The sequence below is a fragment of the Hydrogenophaga sp. genome (genome assembly GCF_011772445.1).
GTDB lineage: Bacteria > Pseudomonadota > Gammaproteobacteria > Burkholderiales > Burkholderiaceae_C > Hydrogenophaga.
Genome location: NZ_WVZN01000049.1, coordinates 46,815 through 65,287 on the forward strand (window position 1 = coordinate 46,815; position 18,473 = coordinate 65,287).

General features: G+C 68.9%; 17 protein-coding genes. 14 read left to right on the forward strand and 3 right to left on the reverse strand.

All coding sequences use genetic code 11. The features are described from left to right. Positions 1-42 precede the first annotated feature (42 nt). The 6 genes from dctP (at position 43) to GTO19_RS22075 (ending at position 6,916) form a co-directional block, all read left to right on the forward strand. The gene (gene dctP / locus GTO19_RS22050; protein WP_291025034.1) at positions 43-1,110 is read left to right on the forward strand and encodes a TRAP transporter substrate-binding protein DctP; all 1,068 of its coding nucleotides are present in this window, start codon (positions 43-45) and stop codon (positions 1,108-1,110) included. Between the two features lie 81 nt (positions 1,111-1,191). Beyond that, the gene (locus tag GTO19_RS22055) at positions 1,192-1,698 is read left to right on the forward strand and encodes a TRAP transporter small permease subunit (protein ID WP_291025036.1); all 507 of its coding nucleotides are present in this window, start codon (positions 1,192-1,194) and stop codon (positions 1,696-1,698) included. Then, entirely contained in the window at positions 1,695-3,017 is a 1,323-nt protein-coding gene (locus GTO19_RS22060) for a TRAP transporter large permease subunit (RefSeq protein ID WP_291025038.1), read from the forward strand. Before GTO19_RS22055 ends, GTO19_RS22060 begins: the two co-directional genes overlap by 4 nt. Before the next feature lie 12 nt (positions 3,018-3,029). Then, positions 3,030-4,352 carry an FAD-dependent oxidoreductase gene (locus tag GTO19_RS22065; protein ID WP_291025040.1) on the forward strand — a complete coding sequence of 441 codons (1,323 nt, stop codon included), beginning with the start codon at positions 3,030-3,032 and terminating at the stop codon, positions 4,350-4,352. A gap of 25 nt (positions 4,353-4,377) precedes the next feature. Continuing rightward, positions 4,378-6,057 carry a dihydroxy-acid dehydratase gene (locus GTO19_RS22070; protein WP_291025042.1) on the forward strand — a complete coding sequence of 560 codons (1,680 nt, stop codon included), beginning with the start codon at positions 4,378-4,380 and terminating at the stop codon, positions 6,055-6,057. 16 nt (positions 6,058-6,073) lie between these two features. Beyond that, positions 6,074-6,916 (forward strand): isocitrate lyase/phosphoenolpyruvate mutase family protein, encoded by an 843-nt coding sequence (locus GTO19_RS22075; protein WP_291025045.1) that lies wholly within the window; start codon positions 6,074-6,076, stop codon positions 6,914-6,916. A gap of 19 nt (positions 6,917-6,935) precedes the next feature. Here the strand turns inward: GTO19_RS22075 and GTO19_RS22080 are convergent, their stop codons facing one another. Further along, a complete protein-coding gene (locus tag GTO19_RS22080; RefSeq protein ID WP_291025048.1) occupies positions 6,936-7,355 on the reverse strand; it encodes a hypothetical protein in 420 nt (139 codons plus the stop codon). 94 nt (positions 7,356-7,449) lie between these two features. Further along, positions 7,450-8,604, reverse strand: coding sequence for a hypothetical protein (locus GTO19_RS22085; RefSeq protein ID WP_291025051.1), 1,155 nt, complete (start codon positions 8,602-8,604; stop codon positions 7,450-7,452). Positions 8,605-8,727: 123 nt separating this feature from the next. Here GTO19_RS22085 and GTO19_RS22090 point away from each other — a divergent pair, with 123 nt between their 5' ends. From GTO19_RS22090 to GTO19_RS22115, 6 genes are read left to right on the forward strand one after another with little or no spacing between them, the layout of a single operon-like run. Continuing rightward, the gene (locus GTO19_RS22090; protein ID WP_291025053.1) at positions 8,728-10,377 is read left to right on the forward strand and encodes an acyl-CoA synthetase; all 1,650 of its coding nucleotides are present in this window, start codon (positions 8,728-8,730) and stop codon (positions 10,375-10,377) included. Between the two features lie 22 nt (positions 10,378-10,399). Next, positions 10,400-11,197 (forward strand): enoyl-CoA hydratase, encoded by a 798-nt coding sequence (locus GTO19_RS22095; protein WP_291025056.1) that lies wholly within the window; start codon positions 10,400-10,402, stop codon positions 11,195-11,197. Positions 11,198-11,205: 8 nt separating this feature from the next. Next, a complete protein-coding gene (locus GTO19_RS22100) occupies positions 11,206-12,201 on the forward strand; it encodes an NADPH:quinone reductase (RefSeq protein ID WP_291025058.1) in 996 nt (331 codons plus the stop codon). A gap of 14 nt (positions 12,202-12,215) precedes the next feature. After that, positions 12,216-12,677, forward strand: a complete 462-nt coding sequence (locus GTO19_RS22105) for a CoA-binding protein (RefSeq protein WP_291025061.1) — start codon at positions 12,216-12,218, stop codon at positions 12,675-12,677. A gap of 1 nt (position 12,678) precedes the next feature. Beyond that, entirely contained in the window at positions 12,679-13,962 is a 1,284-nt protein-coding gene (locus tag GTO19_RS22110) for an O-acetylhomoserine aminocarboxypropyltransferase/cysteine synthase family protein (RefSeq protein ID WP_291025063.1), read from the forward strand. Positions 13,963-13,973: 11 nt separating this feature from the next. Continuing rightward, positions 13,974-14,774 carry a hydratase gene (locus tag GTO19_RS22115; protein WP_291025065.1) on the forward strand — a complete coding sequence of 267 codons (801 nt, stop codon included), beginning with the start codon at positions 13,974-13,976 and terminating at the stop codon, positions 14,772-14,774. Positions 14,775-14,985: 211 nt separating this feature from the next. On the opposite strand, the gene GTO19_RS22120 is transcribed toward GTO19_RS22115, so the two are convergent. After that, positions 14,986-15,915: a LysR substrate-binding domain-containing protein gene (locus GTO19_RS22120; protein WP_291025066.1), complete on the reverse strand. Its 930-nt coding sequence runs from the start codon at positions 15,913-15,915 to the stop codon at positions 14,986-14,988. A gap of 96 nt (positions 15,916-16,011) precedes the next feature. Here GTO19_RS22120 and GTO19_RS22125 point away from each other — a divergent pair, with 96 nt between their 5' ends. Together GTO19_RS22125 and GTO19_RS22130 are read left to right on the forward strand one after the other, a co-directional pair. After that, entirely contained in the window at positions 16,012-17,178 is a 1,167-nt protein-coding gene (locus GTO19_RS22125) for a mandelate racemase/muconate lactonizing enzyme family protein (RefSeq protein ID WP_291025068.1), read from the forward strand. Positions 17,179-17,296: 118 nt separating this feature from the next. Then, the gene (locus GTO19_RS22130; RefSeq protein ID WP_291025071.1) at positions 17,297-18,274 is read left to right on the forward strand and encodes a tripartite tricarboxylate transporter substrate-binding protein; all 978 of its coding nucleotides are present in this window, start codon (positions 17,297-17,299) and stop codon (positions 18,272-18,274) included. Positions 18,275-18,473: the final 199 nt, after the last annotated feature.

The following is an 18,473-nucleotide window of genomic DNA, read 5'->3' on the forward strand; positions in this document are numbered from 1 at the left end:
GCCACGGCCTGACAACACCACCACCCGCAGGAGACAAAACCCATGAAACGTCGTCAACTCATCGGCACCGGCCTGGCCGGCGCCGGCTTGCTCGCCAGCGCCAGCGCCAACGCGCAGACCGGCCCCACCTACAACTGGAAGATGGCCACCGGCTGGGCCGGCGGCCCCTTGATGGACATCGGCGCCAAGGCCTTCGCCGAGCGCATGGCGCAGCTCTCCGGCGGACGCTTCAAGATCCAGACCTTCCCCGGCGGCGGCCTGGGCAATGCCCTGAAGGTGCCCGAGACCGTGAAGAACGGCCTGGCCGAGTGCGGCCACACCTGGATCGGCTACGACTGGGGCAAGGACGTCACCACCGCGCTGTTCGGCGGCTACGCCGGCAGCTTCGACGCCGAGCGCATGCTGCACTGGCTCTACGAGGGTGGCGGCGTGGAGCTGCAGCGCGAGTTCCGCGAAGGCGCCGACGGCGTCATCTCCTTCCCGCTGTTCATGCGCACGGCCGAGGTCTTCGTGCACTCGCGCAAGCCCGTGAAAACGCTGGAAGACCTGAAGGGCCTGAAGCTGCGCACCGCCGGTGCCTGGCTGGAGATGTCGAAAGAGCTGGGCGCGGCGCCCGTCACCACGGCCGGCGGCGACATCTTCCCCATGCTCGAGCGCGGCGCCATCGACGCGGTGGAGTGGGGCACGCCCTGGGAGAACGTGTCCTCGGGCTTTTACAAGGTGGCGCGCTACCTCAGCTACCCCGGCGTGCACCAGCCCTGCGCGCCGTTCGAGCTCGTCATCAACAAGGGCGTGTGGGACAAGATGCCCGAGGCCGACCGCAAGCTGGTGGAGGTGGTGGCCAAGCTCGTCACCTTCGAGAGCTGGGCGCGCATCGGCGCCGAGGACGCCAAGGCCTTCGAGTTCTACAAGAAGAACGGCGTCACCCTGATCGAGCTGGACGAGGAGGTGCAGTTCGCCACCCGCAAGATCGGCCTGGACTGGGCCGACAAGACGGCCAAGGAAGGCAAATCCAAGTGGTTCGCCAAGGTGCACCAGAGCCAGCAGGCGTTCGACGCCGCCTGGCGTGATGCGGACGACTGGCGCAAGGTGAAGATCAAGCGCGTCTGATGCGAATGGGTGGCGCGCACCGTCCCCGGTGCGCGCCAGCGAATGGCGGCGCGTGCCGCCGTCTCTTGACTGGGGACTTCCTTGAACCGATTCATTGACCTCGCCGAGCGCTGGGTCGTGGGCATTGGCGTGCTCGCGGCCTTGCTGCTGGTGCCTCTGGTGCTGGCCACCACCTGGGAGGTGATCTCCCGCTACGCGCTGGACGCACCCACCATCTGGGCCTACGAGATCGGCTACACGCTGACCGGCGCCCACTTCCTGCTCGCGCTGGCCTACACCCTGCGCCAGGGCGAGCACATCCGCATCGACGTGCTCAGCGTGTTCCTGTCGCCCCAGGCGCGCCGCCGCATCGACGCCCTGGTGTACGCCCTGGTGCTGCCCATCCTGGTGTGGCTGAGCTGGACGCTGTGGCACTACATGGCCGAAGGCTACGCGCGCGGCGAAACCTCGGGCCAGTCGGCGCTGAACCTGCCGGTGTGGCCGTTCCGCGCCGTGTTCACCCTGGCCTTCGCCACGCTGGCGCTGCAGGTGCTGTGCGAACTGCTGAAGTCCTTCGTCCACCGCGATCCGAAGGTGCAGCAGCCATGATGGACTACCTGCCGTTCTTCATGCTGCCCGTCACCTTCGGGCTGATGTTCCTCGGTGTGCAGGTCGCCTTCGCGATGCTGCTCACCGCCACCGCGTTCGGCCTGATGACCTTCGGGCCGGCCGTGGTGCACCAGTTCGTCGAGAAGGTCGACGACCTCGCCTCCAACTTCGTTTTCGCCGCAATTCCGCTGTTCGTCTTCATGGGCGCGGTGCTGGAGAAATCGGGCATCGCCGACCGCCTGTTCGAGGCCATCCACATCTGGACGCGCCGCCTGCCCGGTGGCCTGGCCATCGCCACCGTGCTCATGTGCATCGTGTTCGCGGCCTCCAGCGGGGTGATCGGCGCCACCGAATCGGTGGTGGGCCTGCTCACCATCCCCATCATGCTGCGCTACGGCTACGACAAGCGCCTCATCAGCGGCGTCATCTGCGCCGGGGGCTCGCTGGGCACCATCATTCCGCCGTCGGTGGTGGTGATCGTCATGGGCCCGCTGGCCGACGTGTCGGTGGGCGACCTGATGTACGGCATGGTGTTCCCCGGCCTGATGATGGCCGGCCTGTACCTGGTCTACATCCTGGTGCTGTGCATCGTGAAGCCCGGGCACGGCCCGCGCATCCCGCCCGAGCCGGGCGACCCGACGTTCATGCAGAAGCTGGGCATCTCGGCGCGCAACCTGGTGCCGCCGCTGCTGATGATCGTCGCCGTGCTGGGCTCCATCCTGGGCGGCGTGGCCTCGCCCACGGAGGCGGCGGCCATCGGCTGCGTGTGCTCGGTGCTGCTCACCGTGCTGTACCGCCGCTTCACCTGGTCCGGCCTCTACGACTCGCTGCTCAAGACCGTGCGCGTCACCGCCATGATCATGGCCGTGCTGCTGGGCGGCACGCTGTTCACCGGCGTGTTCGTGGGCGGTGGCGGCATCAGCCTGGCCAGCACGGCCATCGACCAGTTGCAGATGGGGCCCTGGGGCCTGGTCTTCCTGCTGCTCGCGATCCTGTTCATCGCCGGCTTCTTCCTGGACTGGATATCGATCGTGCTGATCTTCCTGCCGATCTTCACGCCACTGGTGACGGCCGCGGGCTTCGATCCGGTGTGGTTCTGCATCCTGTTCCTGATCGTGATCCAGACCAGCTACCTGACGCCGCCGATGGCGCCCGCGATCTTCTACCTGCGCGCCGTGGCGCCACCCGAGATCACCATGCGCCACATGTACGCCGGCATGGTGCCCTTCATCCTGCTGCAGGTGGTGGTGCTGGCCGCGACCATGCTCTGGCCGCAGATGGTGACCTGGCTGCCCGGCTGGGCGATGCAACTGCGCTGAGGGAGACGAGACATGGACCAACGACCTGTCGAGCGCGTCCAGACCGACGTGCTCATCATCGGCGGCGGCGCCACCGGCGTGGCCGCGGCCTGCACGGCGGCGCGCGCCGGCCTCTCGGTGCTGCTGGTGGAGCGCTACGGCTTCTGCGGCGGCGGCGCGGTGGCCGGTTTGTCCGGCACCATCTGCGGCCTGTACGAAGCAGCCGAGCATCCCGTGACGCCGAGAAAACTGGTGCACGGCTTCGTGGACGACTTCATCGCGCAGATGGAGTTGCGCGGCGGCCTGACCGAGCCGGTGCTCTACGGCAAGACCTTCACCCGCGTGCACGAGCCCCTGGCCTGGCGTGAAAGCGCCGACGCCTTGCTGGCGCAGGCCGGCGTGCGCGTGCTGTACCACGCGTTGGCCACCGGCGTGCACCGCGACGGTGACCTGGTGGGCGGCGCGCTGGTGTGGACCAAGTCCGGCCTGCTCGACGTGCGCGCGCCCATCACCATCGACGCCAGCGGCGACGCCGACCTGCTGGCCATGGCGGGGTTTCGCACCTGGTGCGGGGCCGACGGCGTGGTGCAGAACCCCACCATGATCTTCCGTCTGCAGGGCGTGGACACCGCGCGCTTCCTGGCCGAGTACGGGCAGGACACGATCATGCCGGTGGCCGTGAGCGAGCGCATCCTGGCCGCGCAGCAGGCCGGCATGGACCTGCCGCGCGCCAAGATCTGGCTCTTCACCACCACGCGCCCCGGCGAACTGCTGTGCAACTGCACGCGCGTGCGCGGCGCCGACGGGCGCGAGCTCAACGCCGCCATCGCCGAGGACCTGAGCGAGGCCGAGCCGCAGGGCCGCGCGCAGGTGCGCCAGTACGAGCGCTTCTTCCGCGAGCACCTGGTGGGCTGCGAGAACGCCTGGGTCAACGACACCGGCGTGCAGGTGGGCGTGCGCCAGACGCGCCAGGGCGCCGGCACCGCCGTGCTGCGCAACACCGACGTGGTGGCCGGCAGCAAGTTCGCCGACGGCGTGGCGCGCTCGCCCTGGCCGATCGAGCTGCACGCCGGCGCCAAGCCGCGCGTGGAATGGCTCATCGGCGACTTCTACGAGGTGCCCTACGGCTGCTTCGTGCCCGAGGTGGGCGAAGGCCTGCTCTTCGGCGGGCGCTGCCTCTCGGCCGAGCACGAGGCCGTGGCCTCGGCGCGCGTCACCGCGCAGTGTTTTTCCTACGGGCAGGCGCTCGGCGTGGCGGCCACCCTGGCCGTGCGCGAGCGGCGCCAACCCCGCGCCATCGACGGCCGCCAGGTGCGCGCCGAACTCAACCGCCAGGGCGCGCGCCTGGACGACTGACCGCCTTCACACAGCACCTCACGACATGACCTACCGCAGCAACTTCGAACCCGGGTCCACCCGCTGGGCCGTGCGCGTCGCGCAATGGACGGCCATGGGCATCCCCGAGAGCGACTTCGACAAACCCAAGATCGCCGTCGTCAACACCTCCAGCGGCCTGTCGGTCTGCTTCTCGCACCTGGACCGCATCTCCGGGATGGTGCAGGACGCCATCCGCGCCGCGGGCGGTCTGCCCTTCGAGATCCGCACCGCCGCGCCGTCCGACTTCATCACCAGCGCCGGGCGCCAGGGCCGCTACCTCATGCCCACGCGCGACCTCATCGTCAACGACATCGAGGTGCAGGTGGAGGGGGCCGAACTCGACGGGATGATCCTGCTCTCCAGTTGCGACAAGACCACGCCCGCCCACCTGATGGCCGCCGGCCGCCTGGACGTGCCCAGCCTGGTGCTGGCCTGCGGCTACCAGCTGGGCCGCCAGTGCGGTGAGCACCACGTCGACATCGAGGAGGTCTACAAGGCCGTGGGCACCGTGAAAGCGGGCCAGCTCTCGCTCGATGGCCTGCACGGCATGTGCCGCGCCGCCATCGACGGCCCCGGCGTTTGCGCTGGCTTGGCCACGGCCAACTCCATGCACTGCCTGGCCGAGGCCCTGGGCATGGCGCTGCCGGGCAATTCGCCCATCCGCGCCGACGGCCCGCGCCTGCACGCCCTGGCCGCGCAGGCCGGCGCGCGCATCGTCGACATCGTGCGCGAGGACCTGCGGCCGCGCCAGATCCTCACCCCCGCCGCGCTGCGCAATGCGGTGCGCACGGCGGTGGCCACGGGCTGCTCGGTCAACGTCATGCGCCACCTCATCGCCATCGCCACCGAGGCGCAGTGCCCCGTCGACGTGATCGCCGAGTTCGAGGCCTGCGCCGACACCGTGCCCATGCTCACGCAGATCCGCCCCAACGGGCCCGACCGCATCGAAGACCTGGACGCCGCCGGCGGCGTGCGCGCGGTGATGCAGCGCCTGGGACCGCTGGTGGACGGCAGCGCCCGCAGCGTGTCCGGACGCAGCATGGGCGAGGAGCTGGCCGAGCCGCTCACCATCGACGACAAGGTCATCCGCACGCTGGACGAGCCCTTCGCGCGCGAGCCGGGGCTGATGGTGATTCGCGGCTCGCTCGCACCCGACGGCGCGCTGGTGAAGCTGGCGGCCGTGCCCGCCGGCATCCGCCGCTTCGCGGGCGAGGCCAGGGTGTTCGAGGACGAGGCCGTGGCCATCGACGGCCTGCGCACCGGCGCCGTGCAGCCGGGCCAGGTCATCGTGCTGCGCATGCTGGGCCCGCGCGGCGGCCCGGGCACCGTGTTCGCGGCCAGCTTCATGGCGGCCCTGGTGGGCGCGGGGCGCGGCGCCGACGTGGCCGTGGTCACCGACGGCGAACTCTCCGGCCTCAACAGCGGCATCACCATCGGCCAGGTGATGCCCGAAGCGGCCGAGGGCGGCCCGCTGGCGGCCGTGCGCGACGGTGACCGCGTGGAGATCGACCTCAACGCGCGCCGCATCGAACTGCTGGTGCCCGCCGAAGAGATCGCCGAGCGCCTGCGCGGCTTCAAGCCGCCGGTGCCGCAGGGCCGCTTCGGCTGGTTGCACCTGTACGGGCAACTGGTACAACCGCTGTCCAAAGGCGCGGTGCTGGGTGAGCGCGCGCCGCTGAAGTGAGCCACCAGGAGACACGATGACCATCATGGCCGAACGCGCCGAGCGCTTCGTCGAGCTGCACCGCCAGGGTTGCTTCGTCGTGCCCAACCCCTGGGATCGCGGCTCGGCCGTGCTGCTGGCGGGGCAGGGCTTCCAGGCCCTGGCCAGCAGCAGCGCCGGCCACGCCTTCGCCCTGGGCCTGCCCGATGGTGGCCTGGGCCGCGAGCGCACGCTGGCGCACCTGCGCGACATCACCCAGGCCACCGCGCTGCCCATGACGGCCGACCTGGAGAACGGCTTCGGCGACAGCCCGCAGGACTGCGCCGACACCATCCGCCTGGCCGCCGAGGCCGGCGTGGTGGGCGGCTCCATCGAAGACGCCACCGGCCGCGCCGACGACCCCATCTACCCCTTCGACGCCGCCGTGGAACGCGTGCGCGCGGCCGTGCAGGCGGCGCGCGCGCTTCCGTTCCCCTTCGTGCTCACCGCGCGGGCCGAGAACCTGCTCTGGGGCCGCCACGACCTGGACGACACCATCCGCCGCCTGCAGGCCTTCGCCGAGGTGGGCGCCGACGTGCTCTACGCCCCCGGCCTGAAAACCGCCGAGCAGGTGGAGCGCGTGGTGCGCGCCGTGGCGCCGCGGCCGGTGAACGTGGTCATGGGCCTGGCCGGCGGCGCGCTCACGCGCGCCGAGCTGGAGCGCCTGGGCGTGCGGCGCATCAGCGTGGGCTCGTCCCTGGCGCGCGCGGCCTATGCGGCGCTGCTCCAGGCCGCCGAGGAAATGAACGGGCCGGGGAGCTTTGGGTACGCGGCCAAGGTGCCGGGGCTGGGGGCGTTCAACCAGATGATCCGGGCGGCGGGCGGCGAGGCGCCCACCTGACACGGGGCGGCCAGCGGGCTCAGGCCCGCAGCAGATTCGCCGCCTGCGTGTGCAGCCAGGCCTCGTACAGCGTCCAGGCGCCGGCGCCGATGAACAGCACACCCACCAGCACCAGCAGCAAGGGCAGGCCCACCAGCACCAGCAGAGCGCCGAACACATAGGCCATGGTGGTGGGCATGCCGTAGATGGCGCGCGTCTGGTCGTTGCGCATGGCCAGTGCGCGAAAGCTGCCGTTCTTCATGCGCCCGGCCAGCGTCACGCGCTCGCCGTCCTGCACGTCCGGCATGTTCATGAGCTTGATCTCGGCGGGCTGGCCGTCCACGCGGAAGGCGATTACCTGCTTGGTGTGCACGTTGCCGCCGTTCTTGCCGATGTGGCCCGAGGTTTCGGAGGAGTGGCGAATGCCGCTGACGGTGCCGGAGAGGGTGGTGAGGGACATGGTCGCGTGCCGTGTGATGGAACTGGGCGCGACGATAGGCAGCCGGGCGCGGCGCGGCACCTCCCAAATGGGGGCCGCGTGTCCAGGGCCGCTCTCAGCGCGGCCCGATTGGGCGCGGCAGATCGCGGCGGATGCGCTCGATCAGCGCCGACTGGCGGTGCGTGCCCGTCTTGCCGAACACCGCCTTGAGCCGCGTGCGCGCCGTGCCGTAGGTGATGCCCAGGGCCTCGGCCGCCTCGCGCAGGCTCAGGCCCTCGCACAGCGCGTGGGCCAGGCGCGCCTCGGCTGGCGTCAGGTGGTACAGGCCGCGCAATGCCTCGGCGGGCGGTCCCACGTGCAGGGCACCGGCGGGGCCCAGCGACACCAGCACGCAGCGCCGCGCGCTGTGCCAGGACGACACGGGCAGCGTCCAGCCCGAGGCCCGCAGCGCCAGCGGCAGGTGGCTGGCTCCGCGAGCCAGGGTGAGCGTGTCGGGCACCGAGGCCGCGTGCAGCGCGTCCGCCGCGTGCGCCGTCAACCAGGCGGTGAAGCGCGCGCGCAGCGCGGGCTGGGTGGGCTCCACCACGCCCTGGCGCACTTGCAGGCCGTCGCGGCGCGCCAGCCAGTCCAGCGCGGCTTGGTTGCCGTGCAGCAGCCGGCCTTGGTCGTCCAGCAGCAGCAGGGCGTCGGTCAGGCCGTCGAGCATGGCGGCCAGGCCTTCGCGGCTGGTGCGCAGCGTGTCCAGGTGCTGGCGTACCCGCAGCGCACGCACGAAGTGCACGCTGAGTTGCTCGAACAAGCGCACCTCGCCCGCGTTGAAGCGCGGCAGGTCGGGCGCGCGCAGCAGCGTGACGTTGGCGATCGCGCGGCGGTCGCTGGTGAGCGTGTTGCCGATGCTGTAGTGAAAGCCCTGCGGCACCATCCACTCGTGGTAATAGCTGGAGCGGTAGAGCACGCCGCGCTGGCGGGTGAAGGCGTCGAGGCGCTCGTTGGTCCGTACCAGGCCCTGGCGGTGCAGCGCGGCCGAGTGCACGTTCCAGGGGTTGTCGGGCGCGAAGTAGAAGCGGTTGAACTGGCCCAGCCAGTAGGGCGACACGCCAGCCAGGTGTGCCTCGCCCACCTCGCGCGTGGCGAAGTCGAGCACGTAGAAGGTTTCGGCCTCGGTGCGGAAGGCGGTCTTGAGCTGGCCCAGCACCGACGGCCAGTGCGCGGCGTCCAGCGCGGCGTCGTAGATGGACTCGGTGAGGGCGTCGGTGGCGGGCGCGGTCATTTGCGTTCGCTTGTAGCACCAGCAGCCTGAGGGTTCAAGATGTCGGCGCAACGACATTTGCCCGCCGGCCCATCGGGTAAGCCCCGCTGGTCACGCGTGGGTGCTGCTGCCTACGATGCCCGCATGAGCCTCTACAACCAGCACCTGGACCGCAACCCCGCCAACTTCGCGGCCCTCTCGCCCCTGAGCTTCGTCGAGCGCACGGCCGAGGTGTTCGGCGACATGCCCGCCGTCATCCACGGCGCGCGGCGCCACACCTGGGCGCAGGTGCGCGAGCGCTCCGCCCGGCTGGCCGCCGCGCTGCGCGCCCTGGGCATCGGCCCGGGCGACACGGTGAGCACCCTGCTGCCCAACACGCCCGAGATGGTGGAGGCCCACTACGCCATCCCCGCGCTGGGCGCCGTCATCAACACGCTCAACACCCGCCTGGACGCGCCCCTGCTGGCCTGGCAGATGAACCACTGCGAGGCCAAGGTGCTGATCACCGACCGCGAGTTCGCGCCCGTGGTGGCCAAGGCGCTGGCGGCCCTGTCCGGGCTTGGGCGCGAGATCGTGGTCATCGACGTCTGCGACAGCGAGTACACCGGCCCGGGCGAGCGCCTGGGCGCGCGCGAGTACGAGGCCCTCATCGCTGCGCACGAACCCCTGCCGCGCCTGGACGGCCCCGCCGACGAGTGGGACGCCATCGCCGTGAGCTACACCAGCGGCACCACGGGCGACCCCAAGGGCGTGGTCACGCACCACCGGGGCGCCTACCTCAACGCCGTGAGCAACGTCGTCACCTGGACCATGCCGCAGTTTCCGCGCTACCTGTGGACGCTGCCCATGTTCCATTGCAACGGCTGGTGCTTCCCCTGGACGGTGGCGCTGCAGGCCGGCGTGCACGTGTGCCTGCGCCGCGTGGAGCCGGCCGCCATCCTGGCCGCCATGCGCGAGCACGGCGTGGACCACTACTGCGCCGCGCCCATCGTGCACAACGGCATTCTCTCCGCCGTGGCGGCCGACCCGTCGCTCAAGGACGGCATCGGCGCCGTGCGCGGCATGGTGGCGGGCGCCGCGCCGCCGGCGTCGATGATCGAAGGCATGGCGCGCCTGGGTTTCCAGATCACGCACGTCTACGGCCTCACCGAGGTCTACGGCCCCGCGTCCGTGGCCGTGGCGCGGCCCGCGTGGGCCACGGCCGAACTCGGCGAGCAGGTGCGCCTGAACGGCCGCCAGGGTGTGCGCTACCCGCTGCAGGAAGGCATGACCGTGATGGACCCCGAGACCATGACCGAGGTGCCCGCCGACGGCCAGACCATGGGCGAGATCATGTTCCGCGGCAACATCGTGATGAAGGGCTACCTGAAGAACCCCGCGGCCACCGCCAAGGCCTTCGACGGCGGCTGGTTCCACACCGGCGACCTGGCCGTGCTGGAGCCCGACGGCTACGTCGAGATCAAGGACCGCAACAAGGACATCATCATCAGCGGCGGCGAGAACATCTCCTCCATCGAGGTGGAGGACGCGCTGTACCGCCACCCCGCCGTGATGGCCTGCGCCGTGGTGGCCAAGCCCGACCCGAAGTGGGGGGAATCGCCCCTGGCCTTCGTGGAACTGCGCCCCGGCGCGCAGACTACCGAGGCCGAACTCATCGCCCACTGCCGCAGCCTGCTGGCTGGCTACAAGGTGCCCAAGGCCGTGCGCTTCGAGGCCATCCCCAAGACCAGCACCGGCAAGATCCAGAAGTTCGAGCTGCGCGAGCGCGCCAGGAGCGCCAGCGCCATCGAATGACACAACGAGCGAGACAGACCCGATGAACGACCGACTCGATCCCTCCGTCACCAGCGAGCCCTTGCGCTACGAGCGCGATGCGCGCGGCGTGGTCACGGTCACGCTCAACCGCCCGCAGGCCTTCAACGCGCTGAGCGAAAGCATGCTGGCCGCCCTGCAGGCCGCCGTGGACCGCGTGGCCGCCGACGAGGGCGCGCGCGTGGTGGTCATTGCCGCAGAGGGCAAGGCCTTCTGCGCCGGGCACGACCTGAAGGAAATGCGCGCCGAGCCCTCGCTCGACTACTACCAGCGCCTGTTCGCGCAGTGCGGGCGCTTCATGATGAGCGTGCAGCAACTGGGCGTGCCCGTCATCGCGCAGGTGCAGGGCATTGCCACGGCGGCCGGCTGCCAACTGGTGGCCATGTGCGACCTGGCCGTGGCCGTGCGCGAGGCGCGCTTCGCCGTCAGCGGCATCAACGTCGGCCTGTTCTGCAGCACGCCCAGCGTGGCGCTCAGCCGCAACCTGGGCCGCAAGGCCGCGTTCGAAATGCTCGTCACCGGCGACTTCATCAGCGCCGACGAAGCCAAGGCCAAGGGCCTCATCAACCGCGTGGTGGACGCGGGCGATTTGCAGGCCGAGGTGGGCAAGCTCGTCGACAGCATCCTCGCCAAGCCGCGCGTGGCCATCGCCGCCGGCAAGGGCCTGTTCTACCGGCAACTGGAAACCGGCATCGGCGCGGCTTACGACGACGCGGCCCGCACCATGGCCTGCAACATGATGGACCCGAGCGCGCTGGAAGGCGTGCAGGCCTTCATCGACAAGCGCAAGCCCAACTGGTGAGCGGCCGCATGAAAGCCGCCTTCTACGAGGCCGTGGGCCCGGCCGATCAGGTCCTGCGTGTCGAAGACATCCCGCCACCCCAAGCCGCCCCTGGCGAGGTGCGCGTGCGCGTGGCCTGGTCCGGCGTGAACCCCTCCGACGTCAAAAGCCGCGCCGGCCTGCGCAGCAAGACCCCGGCCTTCCCGCGCGTGATCCCGCACAGCGACGGCAGCGGCGTCATCGACGCGGTGGGCGAGGGCGTGGACCCGTCACGAGTGGGCGAACGCGTGTGGCTGTGGAACGCCGCCTGGGGCCGCGCGCACGGCACCGCTTGCGAATGGCTGTGCCTGCCGCAACAGCAGGCCGTGCGCCTGCCCGACGGCACCAGCGGCGAGGCCGGTGCCTGCCTGGGCATCCCCGCGCTCACGGCCCTGCATGCGGTGCTGATGGACGGCGGCGTGGCCGGCAAGACCGTGCTGGTGGCCGGCGGCGCGGGCGCCGTGGGCCACTACGCGGTGCAGATGGCCAGCCAACTCGGCGCGGCACGTGTCATCAGCACCGTCAGCTCCGATCAGAAAGCCCGCATCGCCCGCGAGGCCGGCGCCGACGCGGTGCTGAACTACAAGACCGAGCCCCTGGCCGAGCGGGTGGCCGAACTCACGCAAGGACAGGGCGTGGACCGCATCATCGAACTCGACCTGGCCGCCAACGCCGAGGCCGACATCGCGATGCTCAAACCCGGTGGCGAGGTGGTGGTGTATGGCAGCGGCGCGTCGCCCATGGCCTTGCCGTTTTTCCCGCTGATCGTGAAGAACGTGCAGCTCAAGTTCTTCATGGTCTACCACCTCAGCCCGGCCGACCGTGCGCGCGCCGTGGCCACGCTCACGCGCCTGCTGGAACGCGGCGCGCTGCAACACCTCATCGCCGAGCGCCTGCCGCTGGAGCGCGTCGCCGACGCGCACCAGCTCGTGGAGAGCGGGCGCGCCATCGGCAACGTGGTCCTGCGCGTCGGTGCCGACGCCTGATTCGCTTCAAGAACATGCAAGACGACATCCCCACCCTGCGGCGCATCCTCAAGGACTGCCGCACCATCGCCGTGGTCGGCCTCTCGGCCGAATGGCACCGGCCCAGCTACTTCGCGGCCAAGTACATGCAAGACCACGGCTACCGCATCGTCCCCGTGAACCCCAAGTACCCCGAGATCCTCGGCCAGACCAGCTATCCGCGTCTCGAAGACATCCCGTTCCCCGTCGACATGGTGGACGTGTTCCGCAAGGAACAGGACATCCCGCCCATCGCCAAGAGCGCCGTCGCCATCGGCGCCAAATGCCTGTGGCAACAGCTTGGCCTGAAAAGCGAAGAAGCCGACCGCATCGCCACCGACGCCGGCCTCGACAGCGTGTGGGACCGCTGCGTGAAGATTGAACACGCGCGCCTGTTCGGCGGCCTCAACTGGGCCGGCGTCAACACCAAAGTCATCTCAGCAAAGAGGCCCGTCTGACATGGCCGACCGCCAATTCCACCCCGAAACCCTGGCCATCCATGCGGGCCAGATCCCCGACAGCAGCACCGGCTCGCGCGCGCTGCCCATCTACCAGACCACCAGCTTCGTCTTCGACAGCGCCGACCACGCCGCCAGCCTGTTCAACCTGCAGACCTTCGGCAACGTCTACTCCCGCCTCAGCAACCCCACCGTGTGCGCCCTGGAAGAGCGCGTGGCCGCCCTGGAGAACGCCCGCGCCGCCGTGGCCTGCGCCAGCGGCATGGCCGCCGAAACACTGGCCCTGACCACCTTGCTGCAAAGCGGCGACCACGTCGTCGCCGCCGGCGCGCTGTATGGCGGCAGCGTCACCATGCTCGCCGTCAACCTGCGCAAGTTCGGTATCGAGACCACCTTTGTGGACGCCACGAACCCCGAGGCCTTTGCCGCCGCCATGCGCCCCAACACCCGCGCGGTCTACGCCGAGACCTTGGGCAACCCCAGCATGGTGGTGCTGGACATAGCGGCCGTGGCCGACGTGGCCCACGCCCACGGCGTGCCCCTCATCGTCGACAACACCGTGCCCAGCCCCTTCCTCTGCAACCCCGTGGCCCTGGGCGCGGACATCGTCATCCACAGCGCGACCAAGTACCTGGCGGGCCACGGCACCACCCTGGGCGGCGTGGTGGTGGAGGGCGGCCAATTCCCCTGGGACAACGGCAAATTCCCCGGCATGACCGAGCCATCGCCCGGCTACCACGGCGTGAAGTTCTACGAGACCTTTGGCAACTTCGGCTTCAGCATGCGCTGCCGCATGGAAGGCCTGCGCGTCTACGGCGCCTCACTCGCGCCCACCAGCGCCTGGCAGATATTGCAGGGCGTCGAAAGCCTGCCCCTGCGCATGGAACGCCACTGCAGCAACGCGCTGGCGCTGGCGAAGTTCCTGAAAGACGACCCACGCGTGAGCTGGGTGAACTACCCGGGGCTGGAAGACCACCCGCAACACGCGCTGATGAAGCGGCAGATGCGCGGGGCATCGGGCCTGCTGGCGTTTGGGGTGAAGGGCGGCATGGAGGCCGGCGTGCGCTTCATTGAAAGCGCGCAGTTCATGAGCCACCTGGTGAACATCGGTGACACGCGGACGCTGATCTCGCACCCGGCGAGCACGACGCATCGGCAACTGGATGAGGCTCAGCAACGGGCGGCGGGGGTGCTGCCGGACATGGTGCGCATATCCGTGGGGCTGGAGCACATTGAGGACATCTTGTGGGATGTGGAGCAGGCGCTGGGGAGGGCCGCAAGTTGAGGGCGGCAACCATGGAGCACGCCACCGCCGAAGCCGCGCGCCTGCTTTGGACCGCGCGCCAGCAAGGCGCCGTCATCGACGCGCTGCCGGAACCGCTGCGCCCGCACACCGAAGCGCAAGGACACGCCATCCAGGCCGCACTGCCCGCCGTGGCGCAAGACGCCGTCGTGGGGTGGAAGATCGCTGCCACCAGTACCGCCGGGCAAGCGCACATCCAGGTGGACGGCCCGCTGGCCGGCCGCATCCTCGGCGGCTTTGTCTTCCCCATGGGCAGCACACTCTCGTTGCAGGGAAACCGCATGCGCGTGGTCGAGCCAGAGTTCGCGTTCCGCATGGGCGCTGACCTGCCGCCGCGTGAGACGCCCTACACCCAGCCCGAAGTGCTCGCCGCCGTCGCCACCCTGCACCCGGCCTTTGAACTGCCCGATTCGCGCTACGCCGATTTCACCCGCGCCGGCAAGGCGCACCTGATCGCCGACGACGCCTGCGCTGGCCGCTTCCTCTTCGGCCTTGCCGCGCCGGACACGTGGCGCAGCATGGACCTCGCCGCCCACGTGGTGCACGCCACCGTGACCGGTGCCGACGGCCGCCCACGCTACACGCGCGACGGCGAAGGCAGGGCATTGCTGGGCGACCCTCGCATTGCGCTCACTTGGCTGGCCACCACGCTGTCGGTTTTGGGCATCGGCCTGAAGGCCGGCGACTGGGCATCGTGCGGAACCTGCATGGTGCCGTTACAGATTCTGGAGATGGATGTGGTTGTGGCGGAGTACGGGGTTTTGGGAAAGATCGAGGTCGGTGTGGTGGCGTGATCCGGGGGCGGACGGAAGTGTTCGATTGACGCTCGGTGAGAGGCGGCTCAAGACTGAACTCGGTCGATCGACCTGCGCATGTCGACTGACCGCTGTTGCCAATAGAAGTCGTAGCCCAAACCGCCAACGTGCCCCGTCCTTCTGACTTGACGTTCGAAGGACCGCCCAAGTAACCCAAGTTCGACGGGTCTCGCTTGGATCAACACTGAGCCTATGGGTGGTGGCGCTGCGCCGTGCTGGTTTGCGCCGCCGCCCAGAAGCCTTCGGCGGCGTCTCCCGCCCGCGATCGATGGCGATAGAGTCGAATGTCCAAATCGACTTGCCATTCAGCGGAAGCCGCGACGACGAGCCGCCCGCGTTCAAGATCATCGCCGACCAGCAGCTTGGGCAACCAGGCCAGGCCACGCCCGTCAAGGGCCACGGTTCGCAGTACGGAAGCCAGGTGTGCCGTGAGGACGTACTGGTGATGAAGGCGCTCGATCGCGGGTCCCTTGAGCGATCTCAGAATGCGCCCCAGGCCCGACTCCTGGCTGTAGCCCAGGAGGTGAACGATCGCACCCGTCGTTCCTCCCTCCAGCCTGTGCAAGGGAAGCCCGTCGTCGTCAGGAGCCGATACCGGGACGAGTTGATCGCTTCCAACCACGAGGCTTGGATAGCTGGCGTCATCCAGCCCGCTGCGCACGCTAGTATGAGCATGCGCCAGCATGAAATGCACCTCGCTCTGAGCGAGCAAGCCTTCGCACTTTTGCTGCACGTCTGACACCAGCTGAATCGGGCCCATGGAGGCTCGCGTCTCTAGCGCCCGCAGCCACGGTGGGAGGAAGGTAAAGGACAACGCGTGCGTGGCTGCGAATCGCAGCGTGGTGGAACTGGCCTCGGCTACCGCGCGCGCCTCCCCGGGCATGGCCGCCACCCGCACCTGCAGCTCCTGCGCTACCACGCGGAACCACTCGCCCACCTCGGTCACGCGTGCCGGCTGTGAGCGGCGGTCAAACAGCTCCGCGCCAAGCCATTCTTCCAGCGCCCGAATGCGCCGGCTGAACGCCGGCTGGGTCATGTGTCGTTCGTCTGCAGCCCGCGAGAAATTTCCCGTCGCGGCCAGCGCATTGAAGTCGTCGATCCAGGACAGGTTCATCGTCATGGCAGTGCTTTCAAAGCATCAAAGTCAAGAAAAGCGGCATTGGTCAAACGCCGCCGCCACACCGATCATCGGCCGCTTTACAGCAGGAAGCCCTCCATGAAGATCGTCGACATCCGAGAAAAAACCCTTCCCATCAGCTCGCCGATCCGCAATGCGTATATCGACTTTAGCAAGATGACACTAAGCCTCGTCGCCGTCATCACCGACGTGATCCGCGACGGCAGGCCAGTTGTGGGCTACGGCTTCAATTCCAACGGTCGCTACGGCCAGGGCACGCTGATGCGCGAGCGCTTCGTCCCGCGCCTGCTGGAAGTCGCTCCCGAATCGCTGCAGGACGACAGCGGACGCAACCTCGACCCGCACAAGATCTGGAACACCATGTTCAAGAACGAGAAGCCGGGTGGGCACGGCGAACGCTCGGTCGCCATCGGCACCATCGACATGGCGGTCTGGGACGCGGTGGCCAAGATCGAGGGAAAGCCATTGTTTCAGTTGCTCGCCGACCGGTATGGCAACGGCCAGGCCAATCCGAAGATTTTTGTCTACGCCGCTGGTGGCTACTACTACCCGGGCCAGGATCACAAGAAGCTGCAGGACGAGATGCGCAGCTACATCGACCGCGGTTACACCGTGGTGAAGAAGAAGATCGGCGGTGCCTCGCTTGACGAGGACCTGCGGCGCATCGACTCCATCATGGAGGTCCTGCAGGACGGCCAGAGGCTCTGCGTAGACGCCAACGGACGCTTCGATCTCGAGACCGCCATTGCCTATGCCAAGGCGCTTTCGCAGTACGACCTGTTCTGGTACGAAGAGCCCGGTGACCCGCTGGACTTCGAACTGCAGGCGGCGCTGCGCGCCTTCTACAAGAACCCCATGGCCACAGGCGAGGACCTGTTCTCCATGCAGGACGCGCGCAACCTCATCCGCTACGGCGGCATGCGCCCCGACCGCGACTGGCTGCAGTTCGACTGCGCACTCAGCTACGGTCTTGTGGAGTACCTGCGCACGCTGGACATGCTCAAGGAACACGGCTGGTCTGCGAGCCGCTGCATCCCGCACGGCGGCCACCAGATGTCGCTCAACATCGCCGCCGGCCTGGGCCTGGGCGGCAACGAGTCCTACCCCGACCTGTTCCAGCCCTTCGGCGGTTTCCCCGACAGCGTGAAAGTGGAGAACGGCCACGTCACGCTGCCGGAACTTCCTGGCATCGGTTTCGAGGGCAAGGCCGACCTTATCAAGGTGATGCGTGAGCTCTCGGCGTGAGCACCTGGATACGCGCGGAGAGCCCGCACGGGCGGCAACACGGTAGTCGTTGGCTACCGCGACGCGTGACGCAGCGCGACCCGCGACGCGTCACTGATTCACTGCAAAGGAGACGAACATGAAGATGGTTCTCAAATCGCTGATGGTCGCCGTGCTGGTGACCACTGGCTCTGCCGCGCTCGCGGACTACCCCACCAAGCCGGTCACCCTCGTGGTGCCGTTCGCGGCAGGTGGCCCGAGCGACAAGATTGCGCGGGATCTCGCCGAGGCGCTGCGTGGCCCGATGGGCGTGGCCGTGGTGGTGGAGAACGCGGGTGGCGCGGGCGGCACCATCGGCTCGGCCAAGGTGGCGCGTGCCGCGCCCGACGGCTACACGCTGCTGGTGCACCACATCGGCATGGCGACCGCGCCCTCGCTCTACCGAAAGCTCAGCTACAAAGTACCCGATGATTTCGAGATGCTGGGCCTGATCAACGAGGCCCCCTCGGTGGTGATTGGAAAGTCCAGCCTGGCACCCAACAGCTTTGCCGAGCTGCGCGCCTGGCTCAAGGACAACGGTAGCAAAGTGAACTTGGCGCACGCGGGCCTGGGCTCGGCCTCGCACTTGTGCGGACTCATGCTGCAGAGCGCGCTCAACCTGAAACTGACCGCCATCGCCTACAAGGGCACGGGCCCAGCCATGACCGACCTCATGGGCGGCAACGTGGACCTGATGTGCGAGCAGGCCACCAACGCCGTGCCCCAGGTCGAAGGCAAACGCGTGAAGGTCTATGGCGTGACCAGCGCGCAGCGCCTCGCTATCCCCGCGCTGAAGGACACGCCCACGCTCGACGAGTCAGGTCTCAAGGGCTTTGACGTGCAGGTCTGGCACGGCGTGTACGCCCCCAAGGGAACGCCGCCCGCAGTGCTCACCAAGCTCAACACCGCACTGCGCTCGGCGCTCAAGGATCCACAACTCATCCTGCGCCAAGAGGCTCTAGGCCTCACGCTCGTCAGCGATGACCGCCTTTCGCCAGGAGGACATCGCAAATTCGTCGAGCAGGAGAAGGTTCGCTGGGCCAAGGTGATTTCGGAGGCCGGCGAGTACGCTGACTAACGCGGGGCTGCGTGCCAACGGCCCACCCAGGACGTAGTCTGGGTGGTTTCTGCAAGCCCGGCGTCTCTGACGCCGGGCTTGCTCCTTTTCAACACGTTTAATCGATGTCCAACACCTCGAAGACAAGCCTGAGGCAGGCCGCGCTGCAGTACCACGAGCAGCCCCTGCCCGGAAAAGTGGCCATTGCGGCCACCAAGCC

Bases quoted from the DNA above. Each gene is read 5' to 3' on its own strand.
- dctP (WP_291025034.1), top strand. From the start codon at position 43: ATGAAACGTCGTCAACTCATCGGCACCGGCCTGGCCGGCGCCGGCTTG.
- GTO19_RS22060 (WP_291025038.1), top strand. From the start codon at position 1,695: ATGATGGACTACCTGCCGTTCTTCATGCTGCCCGTCACCTTCGGGCTG.
- GTO19_RS22065 (WP_291025040.1), top strand. From the start codon at position 3,030: ATGGACCAACGACCTGTCGAGCGCGTCCAGACCGACGTGCTCATCATC.
- GTO19_RS22070 (WP_291025042.1), top strand. From the start codon at position 4,378: ATGACCTACCGCAGCAACTTCGAACCCGGGTCCACCCGCTGGGCCGTG.
- GTO19_RS22075 (WP_291025045.1), top strand. From the start codon at position 6,074: ATGACCATCATGGCCGAACGCGCCGAGCGCTTCGTCGAGCTGCACCGC.
- GTO19_RS22080 (WP_291025048.1), bottom strand. From the start codon at position 7,355: ATGTCCCTCACCACCCTCTCCGGCACCGTCAGCGGCATTCGCCACTCC.
- GTO19_RS22085 (WP_291025051.1), bottom strand. From the start codon at position 8,604: ATGACCGCGCCCGCCACCGACGCCCTCACCGAGTCCATCTACGACGCC.
- GTO19_RS22090 (WP_291025053.1), top strand. From the start codon at position 8,728: ATGAGCCTCTACAACCAGCACCTGGACCGCAACCCCGCCAACTTCGCG.
- GTO19_RS22095 (WP_291025056.1), top strand. From the start codon at position 10,400: ATGAACGACCGACTCGATCCCTCCGTCACCAGCGAGCCCTTGCGCTAC.
- GTO19_RS22100 (WP_291025058.1), top strand. From the start codon at position 11,206: ATGAAAGCCGCCTTCTACGAGGCCGTGGGCCCGGCCGATCAGGTCCTG.
- GTO19_RS22105 (WP_291025061.1), top strand. From the start codon at position 12,216: ATGCAAGACGACATCCCCACCCTGCGGCGCATCCTCAAGGACTGCCGC.
- GTO19_RS22110 (WP_291025063.1), top strand. From the start codon at position 12,679: ATGGCCGACCGCCAATTCCACCCCGAAACCCTGGCCATCCATGCGGGC.
- GTO19_RS22115 (WP_291025065.1), top strand. From the start codon at position 13,974: ATGGAGCACGCCACCGCCGAAGCCGCGCGCCTGCTTTGGACCGCGCGC.
- GTO19_RS22120 (WP_291025066.1), bottom strand. From the start codon at position 15,915: ATGACGATGAACCTGTCCTGGATCGACGACTTCAATGCGCTGGCCGCG.
- GTO19_RS22125 (WP_291025068.1), top strand. From the start codon at position 16,012: ATGAAGATCGTCGACATCCGAGAAAAAACCCTTCCCATCAGCTCGCCG.
- GTO19_RS22130 (WP_291025071.1), top strand. From the start codon at position 17,297: ATGAAGATGGTTCTCAAATCGCTGATGGTCGCCGTGCTGGTGACCACT.